General features: G+C 71.0%; 12 protein-coding genes. 4 read left to right on the forward strand and 8 right to left on the reverse strand.

The annotated features are described in order from the left end of the window. Nucleotides 1–98 precede the first annotated feature (98 nt). Together WMF45_RS26600 and WMF45_RS26605 are read right to left on the reverse strand one after the other, a co-directional pair. Nucleotides 99–1,640, reverse strand: coding sequence for an NCS1 family nucleobase:cation symporter-1 (locus WMF45_RS26600; RefSeq protein ID WP_437707270.1), 1,542 nt, complete (start codon nt 1,638–1,640; stop codon nt 99–101). A gap of 227 nt (nt 1,641–1,867) precedes the next feature. Next, entirely contained in the window at nt 1,868–2,794 is a 927-nt protein-coding gene (locus tag WMF45_RS26605; protein WP_437707271.1) for a PAS domain S-box protein, read from the reverse strand. Nucleotides 2,795–3,462: 668 nt separating this feature from the next. Here WMF45_RS26605 and WMF45_RS26610 point away from each other — a divergent pair. Next, nucleotides 3,463–4,185, forward strand: coding sequence for a hypothetical protein (locus WMF45_RS26610; protein WP_437707272.1), 723 nt, complete (start codon nt 3,463–3,465; stop codon nt 4,183–4,185). Continuing rightward, nucleotides 4,182–4,508: a hypothetical protein gene (locus WMF45_RS26615; protein ID WP_437707273.1), complete on the forward strand. Its 327-nt coding sequence runs from the start codon at nt 4,182–4,184 to the stop codon at nt 4,506–4,508. The genes WMF45_RS26610 and WMF45_RS26615 overlap by 4 nt, the downstream gene beginning before the upstream one ends. Before the next feature lie 803 nt (nt 4,509–5,311). Here WMF45_RS26615 and WMF45_RS26620 read toward each other — a convergent pair. The 5 genes from WMF45_RS26620 to WMF45_RS26640 form a co-directional block, all read right to left on the reverse strand. Further along, entirely contained in the window at nt 5,312–7,507 is a 2,196-nt protein-coding gene (locus tag WMF45_RS26620; RefSeq protein WP_437707274.1) for a thrombospondin type 3 repeat-containing protein, read from the reverse strand. A gap of 407 nt (nt 7,508–7,914) precedes the next feature. Beyond that, nucleotides 7,915–9,336: a hypothetical protein gene (locus tag WMF45_RS26625; protein ID WP_437707275.1), complete on the reverse strand. Its 1,422-nt coding sequence runs from the start codon at nt 9,334–9,336 to the stop codon at nt 7,915–7,917. Then, on the reverse strand, nt 9,336–10,370 hold the full coding sequence (locus tag WMF45_RS26630) for a hypothetical protein (RefSeq protein ID WP_437707276.1): 1,035 nt from the start codon (nt 10,368–10,370) through the stop codon (nt 9,336–9,338). The genes WMF45_RS26625 and WMF45_RS26630 overlap by 1 nt, the downstream gene beginning before the upstream one ends. Before the next feature lie 67 nt (nt 10,371–10,437). Further along, entirely contained in the window at nt 10,438–11,925 is a 1,488-nt protein-coding gene (locus WMF45_RS26635; protein WP_437707277.1) for a serine/threonine-protein kinase, read from the reverse strand. Between the two features lie 155 nt (nt 11,926–12,080). Beyond that, a complete protein-coding gene (locus WMF45_RS26640; protein ID WP_437707278.1) occupies nt 12,081–12,551 on the reverse strand; it encodes a hypothetical protein in 471 nt (156 codons plus the stop codon). 164 nt (nt 12,552–12,715) lie between these two features. Here WMF45_RS26640 and WMF45_RS26645 point away from each other — a divergent pair, with 164 nt between their 5' ends. Further along, nucleotides 12,716–13,507 (forward strand): hypothetical protein, encoded by a 792-nt coding sequence (locus tag WMF45_RS26645; RefSeq protein ID WP_437707279.1) that lies wholly within the window; start codon nt 12,716–12,718, stop codon nt 13,505–13,507. Nucleotides 13,508–13,679: 172 nt separating this feature from the next. Here the strand turns inward: WMF45_RS26645 and WMF45_RS26650 are convergent, their stop codons facing one another. Next, on the reverse strand, nt 13,680–13,922 hold the full coding sequence (locus tag WMF45_RS26650; RefSeq protein ID WP_437707280.1) for a hypothetical protein: 243 nt from the start codon (nt 13,920–13,922) through the stop codon (nt 13,680–13,682). Between WMF45_RS26650 and WMF45_RS26655 the strand changes: the two genes are divergently transcribed. After that, complete coding sequence (locus tag WMF45_RS26655) at nt 13,891–17,133, forward strand: hypothetical protein (RefSeq protein ID WP_437707281.1); 3,243 nt, start codon at nt 13,891–13,893, stop codon at nt 17,131–17,133. The two genes, WMF45_RS26650 and WMF45_RS26655, sit on opposite strands and share 32 nt — an antisense overlap. Nucleotides 17,134–17,181: the final 48 nt, after the last annotated feature.

The raw sequence follows: 17,181 nt of genomic DNA on the forward strand, positions 1-17,181 counted from the left end.
CGGGGACGACGCGGCGTTCGCCGGGGACCCGCGCTGATACGGAGTTGGAGAGTTGGAGGGGAGGCGGGCTCGCGCGCCTCGCCGCGAGGCGACGCGGATCAGGCCGCGGCGAGCTTGGCCGGGCGGCGAATCAGCGAGAGGGCGACGTAGACGACGAACGAGATGGCGAAGCCCGTGAACCAGGCGTAGCTGTAGAGATCCATCCATGCCTGGGAGACCGTCGCGACCTTGATGGTGCCGAGGAAGCCGGGCAAATTGGGCAAGACGCCGAGGACGAGGGCGACGATCGCGACGGGGTTCCACCCGCCCGCGTACCAGTAGATCCCTTCCCGCTTGTAGAGCTGGGTGAGATCGAGGTTGGTCCTGCGGACGACGTAGTACTCCGCGATCAGGATCGCGCCGAGGGGGCCGAGCAGCGCGGAGTAGCCGACGAGCCAGGTGAAGATATACCCCGTCGGGTCGCTGACGAGCCGCCACGGCTGCATCAGGATCCCGATGATGCCGGTGATGAGGCCGCCGGTGCGGAAGGAGATCCGCGACGGCCAGAGGTTCGAGAAATCGTTGGCCGGGCTCACGACGTTCGCGGCGATGTTGGTCGCCAGGTTGGCGATGCAGAGGGCCGCGAGCGAGATGATCAAGACGACCGGGTTCTCGAAGCGGGTGATGACGACGACCGGATCCCAGAGCGTCTCGCCGTAGATGACGACCGTGGCGGAGGTGACGGCGACGCCGATGAACGAGAAGAACGCCATCGTGGGCGGCAGGCCGATCGCCTGCCCGATGACCTGATCGCGCTGCGAATGCGCGTAGCGCGTGAAGTCCGGGATGTTGAGGGCCAGGGTGGCCCAGAAGCCGACCATCGCCGTGAGCGCCGGGAAGAAGAAGACCCAGAACTGGCCCTCCTTGGGCTGCCCCACCCCGAAGGACGAGGGCTTCTCGAGCATCGGGCCGAACCCGCCGGCGCGGCTGTACGCCCAGAGGAGCAGCGCCAGGCCGAGGCCGATCAAAAGAGGCGCCTTGATGTTCAGCAGGATCCGGATCGACTCGATGCCCATGCGAATGATCCAGATGTTGACGCCCCAGAAGAGCAGGAAGCACGCGAGCTGCGCGACGTTGATGCCCAGCGGCGTCGGCGGCAGCTGCTCTATCGACGGGACGAAGACCGCGACGATCTTGTAGATGGCCCACCCGCCGAGCCACGTCCCGATCCCGAACCAGCCGCAGGCCACGAGGGCGCGCAGCACCGCGGGCACGTTCGCCCCGCGGATGCCGAAGGCGCTCCGGCAGTAGACGGGGAACGGGATGCCGTACTTCGTGCCCGCGTGCGCGTTGAGGATCATGGGCATGAGCACGATGACGTTGCCGAGCAGGATCGTGAGGACGGCCTGCCCCCAGCTCATCCCCTCGGCGATCAGGCCCGAGGCGAGCATGTACGTCGGGGTGCATGCGCACATGGAGACCCACAGCGCAGCGATGTCCTTCATCCCCCATTTGCGCTGATCCAGGCGCACGGGCGCGATATCTTCGTTGATGTAGCGCGAGTCGATGTCCCCTCCTATCTGCTGAAAGCCCTCGCTGGCCTTCGCGCCGTGAGCAGCCGAATGCACGTCGGGTTGAGCCGTCGTTTGCGTGTGCGCCATCGTCGATGAGGCTACACGATCGCACGTGAGACGGGATAGTGGGCAGGCGCGCCCTCTCCGGCGCTCGCCGGCTGTCCGGTGAGCCCGAACGAGCAGGCGCGGCGCGCGCGGCGCTCGCTTTGTTTCCTTTGTTTCCTCGATGTTGCGCGCCGGGCCTCGGCGTCCGCTCCGCGGTTGTTCTGGTTCCGTGGTGCGGTGATCCCTGGCGGGATCTCCGAGGCTCGGAGCTAGCTGCCCTGGCGGGCCGAAGGTCGAGGGGCGGTGAGCCCGCGCTGCAGGGCGAACGCGATACCCTCTTTCAGGGTCCGGAGCGTCACGACGCCACCCACGCCGACGCCCTGCGCGACCAGCGTCTGCGCGATCCGCGGCTGGATGCCGGTGAGCACCACCTGGGAGCCGAGGAGGTTCACCGCCTTGGCCAGCCGGATGAGCGAGTCGGCGACCTGGGAGTCGATGACCCCCACGCCGGTGATGTCGAGGACCACCGTCCTGGCGCTGTGCGTGATGACCCCGTTGAGCACTGTCTCGAGCGTCGAGGCGGCGCGGTCGCTGTCGAGGAAGCCGATCAGCGGCACCGCGATGACCTGATCCGCCACCGGCATGAGCGGGGTCGACAGCTCGCGGACCATCTGCTCGAGCCGCTTCGTCTTGTCCGCCACGCGCAGCTCGAGCTCGGCGTTGAGGCGCCTCACCTCGTCCTCGGCGTGCCGGCGCTCGGTGACATCGACGCCGATCGCCTGGAACTCGGCGAGCGGCCCCCCCTCGCCGAGCGGGGCGCGGTTGGTCCAGTGCAACCAGCGCACCGCGCCGTTCGGGAGGATGACGCGGTGCTCTGTGTGGACGATCGGGTTCTCGGGGCCGAGCTTCGCGAACTGCCGGGCGAGGTACGGCCCCTCCTCTTCGGGGACCATCGGCATGAAGCGGTGGCCGACCAGCTCCTCCCGCGTCTTCTCGAAGTACCGGCAGTAGATGTCGTTGACGAAGGTCAGCGTGCCATCCATCCGAAAGCGGCAAATGAGCTCGGTCTGGTCCTCGACGATGCCCCGGTAGCGCGCCTCGCTCTCCCGCAGGTCGTTCTCGACGCGCTGCTTCTCGGCGAGCTCCCGCTCGAGCTCGGCGTTGCGCCAGCGGAGCAGCTCCAATTCCGCTCGCATCGTAGCGAGAACATTCGCTTCGCCGTCGTTCATGATCCGGTGATTCCTTGGCGCGCCGTGTGGACAGTTACGTCCGTCCTAGCTATCTTATCAAAGGACGACCCCGCAGGGTGAACTTCGAGCGTGCCGAGGGCGCGCGCAGCGCTTCCTACAGCGCACGTCCTCGTGTCCCGTCGACGCACCCTGACGCAGCGGAGCCGCTGTCTGCTCCACGCACCTCGCGGTTGGCCTCGTGTGCGAGCGTGCGCTTCTGGGCGCGACCACTCCACGGGCCCGGACGAGCCGCCGCCCCGCCGCACGACAGGCACCGAGCGCCGCGCGGGCAGCGCCGTGAACGTCATGGCGCGATACGTGGCGCTCCCCGGCGGACCGAACACCGCTCTGAAAGGCGCACGGCGCGCCTCGGCTGACGTGGCGACTCCACGGCGACGCGACGAGAGAACCCCACCGGAAGGCCCCATCGCCCCCGCGGGCCCCGGCCCCGCTGCGTGAGCGAAAGTAGATGGCGCGCGAGTCGCTCCCTGAGGGCAGCACCCACCGTCAATCCAACCACAAAGACATACATTGACCCACCAAAATCACAAAATGTCTTCTTTAAGTGATAATTTATTCTACGTAGATGCAATGTTCAGATGTATCACGTGCCTGTGTCAGCACGTGCTGCGCGGGTGAAGCGCAGTGCCGGAGGCGGGTCGGAGCCGGAGCCGGGGAAGCGCGGGCGCGGCGTCACGCTCGACTCGCTGGAGGCGGTGCTCCGCGCCAGCGCCTCGCCGCGGCAGTGGGGCAGGTTCGTCGAGGCCACGGGCATGTCGCCGATCCCGGGTGCGGGGAAGAGCGGGACGAAGGTCGACTACTCCGCTTATTTCTACGCGCTCCCGACGGGGACGACCGCGGAGGTGGGTCCCCTGTACCTCTACGGAGATCTCCGTCCGGTCCCCGGAGAGGAGACGAGCGCCCAGCTCAAGCTGCGCTGGGAGATGATGCCGGAAGGCTCCATCCCGCAGCGGATCAAGGGCTCCAGCCGCGCCGTCGGAGGGTGGCCGAAGGTGCTTCACCGCATCGCGACAGGCTGGCCAGGGGGCGAGGCGGCGAGCGTCGATGTGACGGCGACCTTCGTGATCGATGAAGGGGCCTACAGGCCGCTCCCGGCGCTCAGGCTCAAGTCGAGGCCGTCGATCGCGGGCTCGCACCGGCTGACCCAGACGGCCGTCGCGTGGTCCGTCGATCCGCCGAGCGGACCGGTGGCGCGGCTGTCCGTCGCGCTCCTCCGCGCGACGGAGCTCGTCCTCGTGGCCTCGGGGCGACACGCGCTGACGCTGGGCCCGGACATGGCAGCAGAGCTGGAAGGTGCGGTATGGGAAGGCGCCCGCAGGTTCCTCAAGGCGACGTGACCGCGCCCGGGCGCCGGCGCTCGCCGCGCGCGTCCGCGAGGCTCTGGTCGGGGGGCGAGGTGACGCAGCCGCCCTCCACCGCGAAGGAGCCGGAGACGATGCGGGTGTCGCGCACCACGGTCTACGAGCTCGGAGGCCCGGAGACACCGCCGACGCTCGCCGCGCACGAGGACCGCCTCCGCAGCCTGGAGCAGCAGGTCGCGCAGCTCGGGATCCAGGTGGAGGAGGGCGTCGGCCGCCTCGCGCGGCAGATCAAGCACCTGCGGCGCGACGTCGACGGGCTCGCCCGCGAGCCGGCGCGGGGCGCTCGCCGGCCTGGTTGACGGGTACGGCAGGAACGGCAGGAAGCGGCGCGCCGAACGGCTCACCGAGGTAGGGGTCGGCGAGCCAGGGACGATCCGACCGCCGGCCCTTCCATGCAGGCTGGGACGACGCGAGCTGGGCGAGCTCAGCGAGCGAGGAGCTCGCTGCCGGGAGCGCTCGCGCCGCTCCGTCCACCGCTGCCCGGCCGCGCGACGGGTCCGGAAGCGCCTGGGCGTCACCTGCGGCGCGCCGGATGAGCGGATCACCCGACGCGCCTTCACCGCGTTGCGACACGAGGTCTCCCCTGTGGAGTCGACTCGCCATGAGCCGACAGTCAGGCCGTGCGTGACGGACTAGAGCCGCCGGGGCGGTGACGCAAGGTCAAGAACGCCGAGCTGCGCACGCAGAACGGCCGCCGGAGCATTACGCCGACGCGTCACGATTTCTCATCCGGCGAGTGAAATTCAGCGCATTACCCGAGCCGGTTCGATTTTCTCAGCTGAAGAGACTTACCGAGCACGGGCCAGATTTCGCCCTGGATCGCGCCTGCCTCGTACGGGATGGGGTCGTCCTCGAGCGGCTTCGGCCGCCACGCCCTGGCGCCCGCGGCGCGGTTGGCTGCGCACGGCCAACGCGGCAAGCGCCGGACGAGCTCGTACGTGAGGGCGGACGCTGCACGGCGTCCGGGGAACATCGGGATCATCCCGTGTCGGACAGGCGGTGCACCGGAGGATCGCCGGACGTTCGACGGAAGGCGCGAGGGCGCCCCCTGCCCGGTACCGCCGGGCTGATGGGAGATGGGACGTGAGGGCCGTGGTCCCGCTTATCTACGGTGGCGGGTGATGGGAGGGCAGTGCGATCGCCGGCGCGCGCGGAGGCCGACGACGCCAAGGAGCGACGCCGCGAGGGCGAACGCTGCGTCGCGCGCGCCGCCGGGTGCCAGCGCACACGCGAGGCCGGAGGCGATCTCCTCCGAGGAGGGTCGGTTCGCGCCGTCAGCGCCAGAGCTCTCGCCGCCCGCGCCGCCTGCACCGCCGACGCCGTCGCAGGGGGCATCGCCGCCGTCGCCATCGGCGCCGGCCTGGCCGGGGTTCACTCCGAAGGGGCAATCGTCGTCGGGATCGGCGATGCCGTCGTTGTCGGCATCATCGTCGCAGGCGTCGCCGGTGCCGTCGCCGTCGGCGTCGATCTGCTCGGGATTGGCGGCGAGAGGGCAGTTGTCGACGGGATCGGCGATGCCGTCGTCGTCGTCGTCACCGTCGTCGCCGTCGCAGGCGTCGCCGAGGCCGTCGCCGTCCGAGTCGGTCTGGTCGGGGGTTGGAACGAGAGGGCAGGTGTCGGAGGCGTCCGGAAAACCGTCGTTGTCCGAATCGTCGTCGCACGCGTCGCCGGCGCCATCACCGTCGATGTCGGTCTGGTCGGGGTTCGCGGTCGAGGCGCAGTTGTCCGCGAGATCCGAGATGAGGTCGCCGTCGCTGTCGTCGCAGACATTGCCCACGCCGTCATCGTCGGCGTCCGTCTGGTCGGGGTTGGGGACGAGTCGGCAGTTGTCGTCGGCGTCGATCACGCCGTCGCGGTCGGCGTCGAGCGCGGGGTCCGGATCGCAGGCGTCGCCGCGGCCGTCGCCGTCGGCGTCGGCCTGGTCCTCGTTCACGGCGAAAGGACAGTTGTCAGCGCTATCCGGCAAGCCGTCGTCGTCGTCGTCCTCGTCGCACGCGTCACCGAGGGCGTCGCGATCCGCGTTCTCCTGGAAGAGGTTGGGCGCCGAGGGGCAGTTGTCGGCGGTGTCGGGGATGCCGTCAACATCGCTATCGGAAGGGCGATCGCAGGCATCGCCGATGCCGTCGCCGTCCTCATCGAGCTGCGCCACATTGGCGACGATAGGGCAGTTATCACAGGCGTTGCCGAGACTGTCGCCGTCACCGTCGGCCTGGTCGGTGTTAGCGACCTCGGGGCAGTTGTCGCAAGCATTGCCGACATTATCGGCATCGCCATCGGCCTGGTTCGGTGTAATGGTGAGCGGACAGATGTCGCACGCGTCGCCGAAGCCATCGCCGTCGGAGTCGAGGTTGGTCAGCGTCGCGACGTACGGACAGTTGTCGCACACGTTTCCGAAGGCGTCGCCGTCCTCGTTCAGCTGATCGTTCGCACGATCGACGCAGTTGTCGCACGCGTCGCCGACCGTGTCGCCGTCCCTATCTTCCTGGCCCGGGTTGGATCTACCAGCGCAGTTGTCGCACGCATCGCCGACCGTGTCGCCGTCCCTATTTTCCTGGCCGGGGTTGGATCTACCAGCGCAGTTGTCGCACGCATCGCCGACCCCGTCGCTGTCACCGTCAGCCTGGTTGGTATTGGCAGCATCAGGACAATTGTCACAGACATCACCGAAAAGGTCCCCGTCGGAGTTGGACTGATCGGTGTTCGGGTCGAGGTGGCAATTGTCGCATCCATCGCCGACGCCATCGTTGTCCGTGTCCCGCTGATCGTTGTTGTACGCAGTGGGGCAGTTGTCGCAGGCGTCGCCGTAGTTGTCGCCATCGGCATTGCGCTGGTCGGCGTTCGAGACGTTGAGGCAATTGTCGTTGAAGTCGGTGACACCATCGGCGTCGTTGTCGGTCTCGCAGATGTTGCCCCGCCCGTCGCTATCGCTGTCGAGCTGGTCCTCGTTGCGGTCACCGTCACAGTTGTCGCAGACATCCGGAAGGCCGTCGCCGTCGCCGTCGAAGTCTGGATCCGCGGCCATGGGCGTGGGAATCGTCGGACACGCATCCTCCTCGTCCAGGATGCCATCGTTGTCGTCATCGGGGTCTGTGTCGTCCGGGGGGGCCTCGCCGTCGTCATCGGGGTCACAGGCGTCACCGATCCCATCCCCGTCACCGTCGTACTGGCTCCGGTTGCTGACCCCAGGGCAGTTGTCGACGCCGTTCGCGACCTCGTCGTTGTCCGTGTCCCACAGCGCCGCGCTCGCCGGCCGCGGCGCGAGCGCCACGAGCGCGAGCACGCCCGCGAGCAACGGCACGATCCCGCGTCGCGCGGCGCCAGCGTGCGCGATGTGGCGGGACATCCAAGCCAAGGCGGGGAAAGTCATCGCGTCTCCTCGCGGTCGCGCCGCGCACGTATCGCCGGCAGGCGCGGTCCGGTCTGTCGTCCTCGAACCCAGGCTGCGCATCATCGGATCGTTGTCCATCGCGTTGGGCACGGCGTCCCCATCGCGGACGTCTTCCAAACCATCGACGTCGTGGTGGCGCTGATCAGCGTTACAAATAATCCGACCGTTATCCATGGCTTCGGGCATCCCACGGCACTCGATATCTTCACGCCCCGCCCACGCTTCGGACGGCGCGGCGAACGCCGCGACCCTTTGGCTATCCCCAGCCCCGCATCGTCTTCGCCAGCTCGGCCCCCTCTCCATGCTCCGCTCCCCGCTCACGGCGACAGCTTCGCCACGAAGACATCCGCCCCCGCGCCGCTGTCGAGCGACGTCTCGCCGAACGCCACGCTCCCGCTGAACGCCCCCGTCACGACCGCCGCCCCGTCCAGATCGATCGCCACCCCCGTCCCCCGGTCCTCCCCTGCCCCGCCGAATCGCCGCGCCCACACGACCTCGCCGTCTCGATCGAGCTTCACGACGAACGCGTCGTCCTCTCCCGCGCTCATCAGCACGCTCCGCCCGATCCTGGCCTCACCCCGGAAGCTGCCGACGACCAGCACGTTGCCCACCCCATCCACGACCACCTGACCCAGCGACGCGCCTTGCTCCCCGATCCGCCGGCTCCACACGTGCTCCCCCTCGGCGTCGAGCTTCGCCACGAAGACCGCCTCCCCCGCACCGGCGTTCCGCGCCCCCCCGCCGAAGTCGACAGTCCCGACCATCGCCCCGCCCACCAGCACGGCGCCGGCCCCGTCCACCGCGATCGCCAGCGCCCGCTGCGCCCCCGCGTCGCCGAACCGGCGGCTCCACACGTGTTTCCCGTCGGGATCGAGCTTTGCCACGAACACGTCGTAGTCGCCGGCGCTCTCGATCGGGCCACCCCCGAAGTCGATCGCTCCCGCGAACTCGCCCGCCACGATCGCGTTCTCCTGCGCGTCCACCGCCACCGCGCGGGCCCGCTGATCGAAGCCGTCCCCGAACCGCTCGCTCCACAGCAGCGCTCCCTCGGCGTCGAAGCTCGCCGCGAACACATCGTTCCCGCCTGCGCTCGTGTACGTCACCGCCCCGATCGCCAGCGTCCCGGAGAAGCGTCCCGCCGCCACCACGCGCCCGTTCACGCCCGCTGCCACCGAGGTCCCGGCCTGGTAGCCCATCCCGCCGAGCGGCTGCAGCCACGCCTCGTGTCCCTCGGCGTCGAGCCGCACGAGATAGCCGTCCCGCCCTCCGGTGCTCGTGCGCGGGGCGCCGCCGAACTCCAGCGTCCCCGAGAACTCCCCGGCGACCAGCAGATCGCCGTTCCCGTCCGCCGCGAGCGCATTGACGATCTGCGGATCGAACGCCCCGAACCTCCGCAGCCCGAGCCCCGCCCCATCGCTCCCGGCGACGCGCGCCAGGAACACGTTGTCCCCTCCGATCGCGGACACCCGCTCCTCATCGAGCTTCACATCGCCCGCGAGCCTGCCGAGCAGCGCCGCCGCGCCGTCACCGGCCACCGCCACGCTCGGCCCGGCCTGGTCCGAGTCGCCGCCGAGGGCGCGCGCCCACATCACCTCGCCTTGCGGCGCGCCTGGGGCGCCGCCGCCCCCGCCGCCCCCGCCGGACCCGTCCTCCGCCTCGGAGAGGTAGAGTTCCGGCGCACAGCCGGTCCACAGCGCCATCGCGACGATCGCGCGGCCCGCTCGCTTCGTGATTCTCATCAGAACACCCCGCTCCACGCGACGCCCTGCACGCCCGGCCCCACGAGCGGCACGAGCGCCGCTCGCTCGCTCTTCATCTGCGGCCGCAGCACTACCCCGCCCACCGCGGCGCCGATGCCCGCGGCCCCGGCAACGCCGAGCGTCACCGAGAGGCCGAGGCTCCAGTTCCAGCGCGACCTCAGCGCCTGCATGCGCTCCACGTCGTACTCCCGCCGATCACAGACCGAGCCCGGACACTCCCTGTCGATCTTCGCGCGCGCCGCCGCGTGATCCACCGCGAACGCCACGCTGGCCGCCAGCCCCGCGAGCCCCGCTCCGCCGGCGACCCACGCCCACGTCGGCACCGGCACGCGCTCTTCGCGAGGCGCCGCAGGCGTTTGCGGCGCCAGCGGCCCCTTCGTGACGGGGACCTCGCTCGCCTGGACTGGCACGAGGACGACCTCGACCTCCACGGGCGCGACCTCCGCGTCTTTCAAGGTGATCTCCCGCCGCTCGGTCACGAAGCCGCCCGCCTCCACCGTCACCTCGTGTGATCCCGGGTTGAGCTTTCGCGGCTGGCCAAGCGCCACACGCGGGATCGGCTCGCCGTCCACCCGCGCCACGATCAGCTCCTCCGGCGCCCCCTGGATGCGGAGGCGGAGCGACGGGATCCGGGCTTCCAGCGCGGTCGAGAGGTCGGCGGCCTCCGCGCGCGCCTCGGCGAACGCCTCGGGCTCCCGCGGTCTGACCGGCAGCAGCGTCACCTCGTGCGCGGTCGCGCGCCCCTCGACGAGCAGGCCGAGCGCGACCTGAGCCCGCGCGAGATCGAGCCCGGTCGTCGGCACCTGCATGATCGCGTGCGCGGCGTTGAAGTCCACGAGCGCCCCCTTGGCGTCACCTGCCGCGAGCTTGTTGCGCCCCTCGATCAACAGGGTCCGCGCGGTCTGCCGATCCGCGGCGGATGGCTCGGCCTGCGCGGCGCCCGGCGCGAGCGCCACCGTCAGGCCGAGCGCGACGCTCGCCAGAAGGGCGAGCCGAGTGCGTGATGAAGCCATAGAGATAACCCCGTTCGACATTCGCACAGGCGCACTACGCCATTTCTTGCTGCGCGGCTATGACGCGTCAGAAACCGATGGTGTCTTTGGCCGGCTTGCGTGTCGGTGGTTTGGCCGTGGCGCTCGCCGCGCCCGCAGGCAGCGACGGTTCCAGCTTCAGCCGCGGCGCGCTCGTCGCCTTGGCGGCCGGCGCCGTGACGGGCGCCGGCGTCGCGCTCGCGCTCGCAGCCGGCGAGACAGCGGCCATTGCCGGTGCGACCGGCGTCGTCTCTGCCGCAGGTACAGGCGCCGGCACGACAGGCGGCGTGGCTGCCGCATCCGGCGCAGCGCTGACGGCCGGCCCCGCGGCGTCCGCGCTCGGCTCCGCGGCGCTCGCGCTCGGCGCAGCCGCAGAGGCGTTCGCCATGAACGCCGCCGGGTCCCCCGTCACTCGCTCCGATGCCCCCAAGTACACGCCTGTTCCCACGAGCGCGACGCTCGCGAGCGCTGCCCCAGCGATGCCGACCACGGGCACCCGCCGCTTCACGGCGCTGCCGGTGCTCGCCATCCCGCCGAGCGTGCGACCAGGCACCCCGCCTTGGGCGTGCTGCGCCACGCCGGCAGCGCCATGGCCGGAGTTCCTGTTCATCGAGCCCGACTGGCTGAGCCGCTCGGCGCCGGGCGACCGCGACGAGGCCGCGATCTCACCGCCCGACGCGAACGACGCCCGCGGCGCCCCGAAGACCGCCATCTCGAGCGCCTCGGCCAGCTCCTTCGCCGAGCCGAAGCGCAATTCCGGCATGGTCTGCAGCGCCCGCTGCATCCACGCATCGACGGCTGGCGGGAGCCCCGGCCGGACATGGCTCGGCGGCGCGAACACCCCGCTGTGCAGCGCCACCGACAGCGCGCCGAACGTCTCGCCAGAGAACGGGAACTGCCCGGTCAGCGCACGGTAGGCGACGACGCCGAGCCCCCAGAGATCCGCGTGGAAATCGACGTGCTTCGAGCTCAGGACCTGCTCCGGGCTCATGTAGAGCGGCGTCCCCAGCACGCTCCCGGTCGCCGTCATGGCGAGCTCGCCTTCGGCGATGTGCTTGGCGACCCCGAAATCGAGCACTTTGACGAACGGCTCTCCGTCCAGATCCAGCAGGAAGAGGTTGTCCGGCTTGATGTCGCGATGGACGATCCCGAGCTGGTGCGCGCGCCCGAGCGCCTTGGCCGCCTGCGACACGATGCGCGCGACCTCCGGCGGCGGCAGCGCGCCGAGCCGCTCCAGGCGGCGCTTGAGGTCCTCGCCCTCGAGCAGCTCCATCACGATGTACGGCGCGCCGTCCGGGGTCACCCCGTGATCGAAGACCTGCACGACATGGGGGCTCTTGATCTGCGCCGCCGCCAGCGCCTCGCGCCGGAACCTCTCGACCAGGCCGCGGTTCTGCGCGTAGGCAGTCGATATGAACTTGACGGCGACCTGGGTTTTGAGCGCGAGGTGGTCCGCGACCCACACGCTCCCCATGGCCCCCTGCCCGAGAGGGCGCGCTAACCTCAGCGTATCGGTCACCTGCTGGCCGGCGATCATCGCGATCTGCCTCCTTTGAGTTGGCGACCGAGCTTACAGCAAACGGGGCTGCGCCGTCCGCGCCATCTCACGTCCTCCGCGCCTCCGTCCACATCGTGGGGGAGGCCATGAAATGGCTCCTTGTCGATAGCGCGCGGGAGAGGTGCGTCGTCGGATTACTGCGCCCGCCGGAGCGTGGCGACGCCCTTCCAGGGCGGCGTCTGCGCGTGCACGACGAGCTCCCCCTGCTCCGAGAACTCGCACAGCGCCTCGTAGGCGACCCCCGCCTCGTCGTAGGAGACCAGCTTGAACCGATCCCAGGCGGGATCGCGGATCTCGTAGACGCGGTCCACGTGGAGGCCGGGTGAGTCCGCAAGGATGCGCTTGCCATCGAAGCGGACGACCAGGTGCGCGTACTGGAACTCGAGCATCGACGCGAGCATCGGCTCGAGCGGGACCTCGGGCTCGAACCGGACGAGCCGGAAGCTGCCGCGCAGGCGCGCGTCGATCGACGTGATCTCGGCGCCCGCGTCGGGCCCCCGGGCGGCGCCCGAGCCGCAGCCGGCGGCCAGCGCGGCCAGGAGAGCGGCGCAGGCGACGAGGAGGGAGCGGGAAGAGGGGGATGGACGGCTCGCCGGGGGCGACATGGGGCGGAGCTTAGGGCGAGCGGACGGACAGCGCAAAGCGGCGCAGGAGCGCGCGGCCGTGGGCACACCGCAGGCGAGAGCGCAAAACCTCTTCCTGCCGCGTCCGCTTCCGCTCACGCTTCCACCTGGAGCGCCGCGGTCGCGCTCGCGGGAGGGAGGGGAGCATGACAGACGTCCTGAGAGGCACCGATTTCGTCGCAGGCCTTCCAGAGCACGCGTGCGCCGCGCGCGAGGAGGCCATCCTCGAAGCGGTGCAGGCCGGCCACCTGGCGCCGATCTCATGGGTCCCGGTGTACAGCCAGCTCGACGAGCACCGCGCGACGTTCCTCGTGAGCGCCGACGCGCTCCGCATCGGCGACGCGGAGGACTCCGTCCGCGTCAACGCCTCGGCCCGGACGACCCAGCGAATCGCGGATCTGCTCGAGTGCGCGATGCTGACGACGCGCCTCTGCGACCTCGTGTGGGAACAGGCCACCGTGCGGATCCCGCCGTGCATCGGCGCCCCGGATGCCTCGATGGCGAACACCTCCCGCATGCTGGAGCACCACCGCCGCCTCGACGAGCAGGTCGCGGAGAGGACCGGGCTCATCGAGAACGTGGGCAAGCACTGGGTACTGACCAACCGCCTCGCGGACCGCCCCGACCGGGCCGCGAACTACGGCTGGTTCGACCCAGGCGCGGCCCACACGTATGGCCAGCACAGGCTGTGGCAACCTCTCGGGCTCGCGCACGATCCGGATCATGTGGACTACTCGCAGGTCGTCCGCCTCGTGCGTCGACGGTGCACGGTCGACGAAGCGGAGCGCGACCTTCACGAGGTGATGACCGACCCGGCGCTCGCCGGCCTGCTCTCGTCCGAAGGCCCCCTGCGCGTCCTCCGGCTGCCCGGGGTGCCCGAAGAGGCGTGGATCGCGGCGCCCCTGAAGGAGCGCGCGGAAGTAGCTGCATTGAAGTAGCCGCAAGCAGGACCACCGGAGATCTGTTCGGCCTCCAGCACCAGTCGCCGACCGGCGTCGCTGACGCCATGGTGGGGTCCGATCACGACGCCGTGGACATCGCATGTCTTCAACGTGCCTCGCGGTCGACATCGATGAACGCGCGCTGATACCGTCCCGGCGGCTCATCCATTCAGAGCGCGGCGAACGTCGGGTTCGCTGGCATGGCCACCGGGAGGTGCTTCGTGTCATCGTCTTCCAGTCGAGCGGTGTTGTTGTTGGCGGGGTGCGCCGCGGCGTGCAGCGCCCCGGCACCGCAGGCGGTCGGGAAAGGTCCGGCCGAGCGTCCTGCGGAGAGCGCGGTCCCGCCGAGCGGCGCGGCGCCGATCGAGCTCGGGCAGATCGTGAGCCGGGCGCGGGCGCGCTTTCGATCCACGCCGCAGGGGTTATCCGCCGAGGGGGTCGCCCATCGAATCGACCTCGAGGGCGGCGCGGCGCGGATCCGCGCGAGGCCCTCGGCGACGGCCGCGCGCAGGGAGCGAGGAGGGCAGATCCAGGCGCTCCTCGAGGCGCGCTCCGCCGCCGAGCTCGCGGCGCGCCGCCGCGAGCTCCGCGGGTCCCTCCTTGTGGGCGCGTCCGGCGAGCCCCCGAAAGGGGCGGCGCTCACGCTGACGACGCGGTCGATCGCCCGTGCCGGCTACGAGTGCGTGAACGGCGAGGCCCGCGCGCGCATCGCCGAGGACGGCGGCGTGGAGCGCGCGTTCGAGACGTGCAGCGAGCTGTGGAACAACCACGAGGCGAACGCCGAGCAGGCGTTCCGGTTCCCCGGGCGGCCCGGCGGGCACGGCGATCTCGTCGTGCGCGTGAGCGCCCGGCTAGACGCCGCGGACGCCGCTCCCTCGATCGCGAGCGTCGCGACCGATGCGCGCGGCCTCGTCCTCGGCGCGGCGCCCGGCCAGCGGTTCGTGTACGGCCACGGCACGTGGATCGACGCGTCGGGCCGCCGCGTGCCGGTGCCGGCCCGCTGGTCGGACGGCCACATCGAGCTGCGCGTGCCCGCCTCCGTCGTCGAGGAGAGCCGCTATCCGGCGTTGCTCGATCCGGAGGTCGGCTCCGAGATCGGGACGGATCCGCCGGTGCCCGTCCAGCAGGACGTCGGCTCCGATCCGGAGATAGCGACCGACGGGGCCGGCCATGTCGTCGCGTTCGAGGACTTCGCGCGCATTCGCGCCGTCCGCGTCGACGCGAGCGGGAACGTGCTCGACCTCGACTGGCTGGATCTGGGCGAGGAGGGCGTCGGGCAGCTCCTGCCCAGCGTGGCGTACGGCGGCGGCCGTTACTTCTTCACGTGGTGCCGCTATGACGGCGACGGGTTCACCATTCACGGCCGCATGATGCGGCCCGACGGCACGCTCGAAGGGTCGGCGAGCTTCGCGATCCCGTCGTCCGGCGAGGGCCTGTCGCCCTCGGTCGAGTGGAACGGGGAGCGCTTCGTGGTCTCCTGGCTCAGCCTGACCGGTGCCGGCGTCGAGGACGTCCACGTGACGCTCGTCGACCCGAGCGGCAGCGTCGTGCCCGGCGCCGAGCGCGCCGTCTCCACGAGCGGCCAGGCGGGGCGCCCGGTGATCACCTCCGGGGCGGGTGTCTCCGTCGTGGCCTGGGACGACGCAAACGGCGGCGAGCGCGCCGTCCGCGCCGCGCGGGTGGCCGGCGATGGGATGGTGCTCGACGTCGGCGGCATCCCGATCTCGGAGGGCCCGGTCAACGCGCGCCTGCCCGCGCTCGCGTCGAGCGGGGCGAGCTTCCTCGTGACGTGGGTCCGGGACGACTGGCCGAGCGCGATCCGGGGCGCGGTGCTGGGCGCGGACGGCACGATCACCGCGCGGGACTTCCCCATCTCCCGGTCGAGCCCGGACGCCCAGGCCCCCACCGCGGCGTTCGACGGCCATGGCTACCTCGTGGCCTGGGCGGACGAGCGGGACCGTCGCTCGATGGTCGGGGCCCGCGTCTCGGTCGAGGGCGTCGTCCAGGGGACCGCCGACGTCCGGCTCGCCGACGGCTCGCCGCGCTCCGTCGTGGATTCCGATCGAAACTCGCTCGTCTGGAACGGCTCGCACTTCCTGCTCGCCTTCCACGGCGAGGGCATCGAGGGCAGCTTGATCGGCCCGGATCTCGCGCTGGCCGTGGGGCCGCTCGTGCTCAGCCCCATGCCGAACAGACAACGGAATCCGCGCGTGGTCTGGACCGGCGAGAGCTACCTCGTGGCCTGGAGCGACGAGCGGGACCCGGACCTGGAGCGGGCCGACGTGCACGTGCGCGCGGTGCGCGTGAGCGCCGCGGGCGAGGTCATCGACCCGGCCGGAATCGATCTCTTGAGCCGCGCCATGTCGCTCGACCTGGCGTCGAACGGCGAGGGTACCTCCGTGCTCACCTGGAGCGAGATGCGCGACAGGGAGTACCTGCGCCCGATCGCGAGCGACGGCACGCCCGGGGAGAGGGTGGCGGTCTCGCCGCTCTCCCTGACGTCAGCGCCGGCGATCGCGAGCGACGGCGACGGTTATCTGGTGACGTTCGCGGAGAGGAGCGCGGATGAGCCTTATGTGTACACCGCGTTGGGCCGCCTGCTCGATGCTTCGGGGAACGCTGGCCCGGCGTTCCCGCTCGCGCCCGCTACCGGATCGGCGTCGTCTGCGTTCCCGCTCCCTGCCGGGCAGGGCTACCTGGTGGTCCACGGGAACGGGGACGAGGGCGTGCGTCTCGTGCCCGTGAGCCGCACGGGAGAGGTCGGGGAGAGCGTCTTCCTGTCGGACCCACCGATCTCCGTCTCCGGGGCGACGGACGGCACGCACACCCTCGTGGTCTGGACGAGGGCCGCGGCATGGCCGAATCGCACCGACGGGCTGATCCGCGGCCGCGTCTACGCGGATGGCGGCTGGCGGGGCGAGGCGTTCGAGATCTCGCCGGCGAGCGCGGGTCATTCGGCGGCCGTGGCCTGGGACGGCGCGAGCTACCAGGTGGTCTGGGAAGAGGCGGAGACCCAGAGGCTCCGCATCCGCGCCATTGCGCCCGACGGGGCACTGGGCACGGAAGCGCTGCTCGTCGACGAAGCGTGCGCTTTTCCAACGCTCGCCAGCAGCGGGGACGGCCGGCTCCTCCTGACCTATGAAAAGCCCCGCTTCGCCGGGTATTTCCGGCGCGTCGTGTCGCGTCTGCTCACCCCGGCGCTCTCATCCGTGACCGGTGCAGGCGGCAGCGGTGGCGCAGAGGCGGGCGCTGGTGGCAGCGGCGGCGCGGAGCCCGGCTCCGGCAGCAGCGGTGGCGCAGAGACGGGCGCTGGCGGCACCGGCGGCGCGGCGCCCGGCTCAGGCGGCGGCTTCTCCAGCGTCTCTGCCTCCAGCGGCGGGAACGACGGGCCCAGCGGTTCCTCCAGCGTCTCGGCCTCCAGCGGCGGGAACGACGGGCCCAGCGGCCCCGGCGATGACACGCAATGCAGCTTCCGCGGCGGCGCCGACCTGTCCGGCCATCTCGGGCTCGCCGTCTCCCTCTTCGGCCTCGCCCTCGTCGCGCGACGCCGCGGCGCCGGGGGAGCCTGCAGGCCAAGGGCGAGACCGCCGGAGATCCCCGCGCCTCTGCCTGGGACGCCTTGACGGGCGACCTCCCGCGGCCTCCTTGGCGCCCGCGTGCGCTCCGCGGTA

Source organism: Sorangium sp. So ce448 (assembly GCF_051520915.1).
GTDB lineage: Bacteria > Myxococcota_A > Polyangia > Polyangiales > Polyangiaceae > Sorangium > Sorangium cellulosum_B.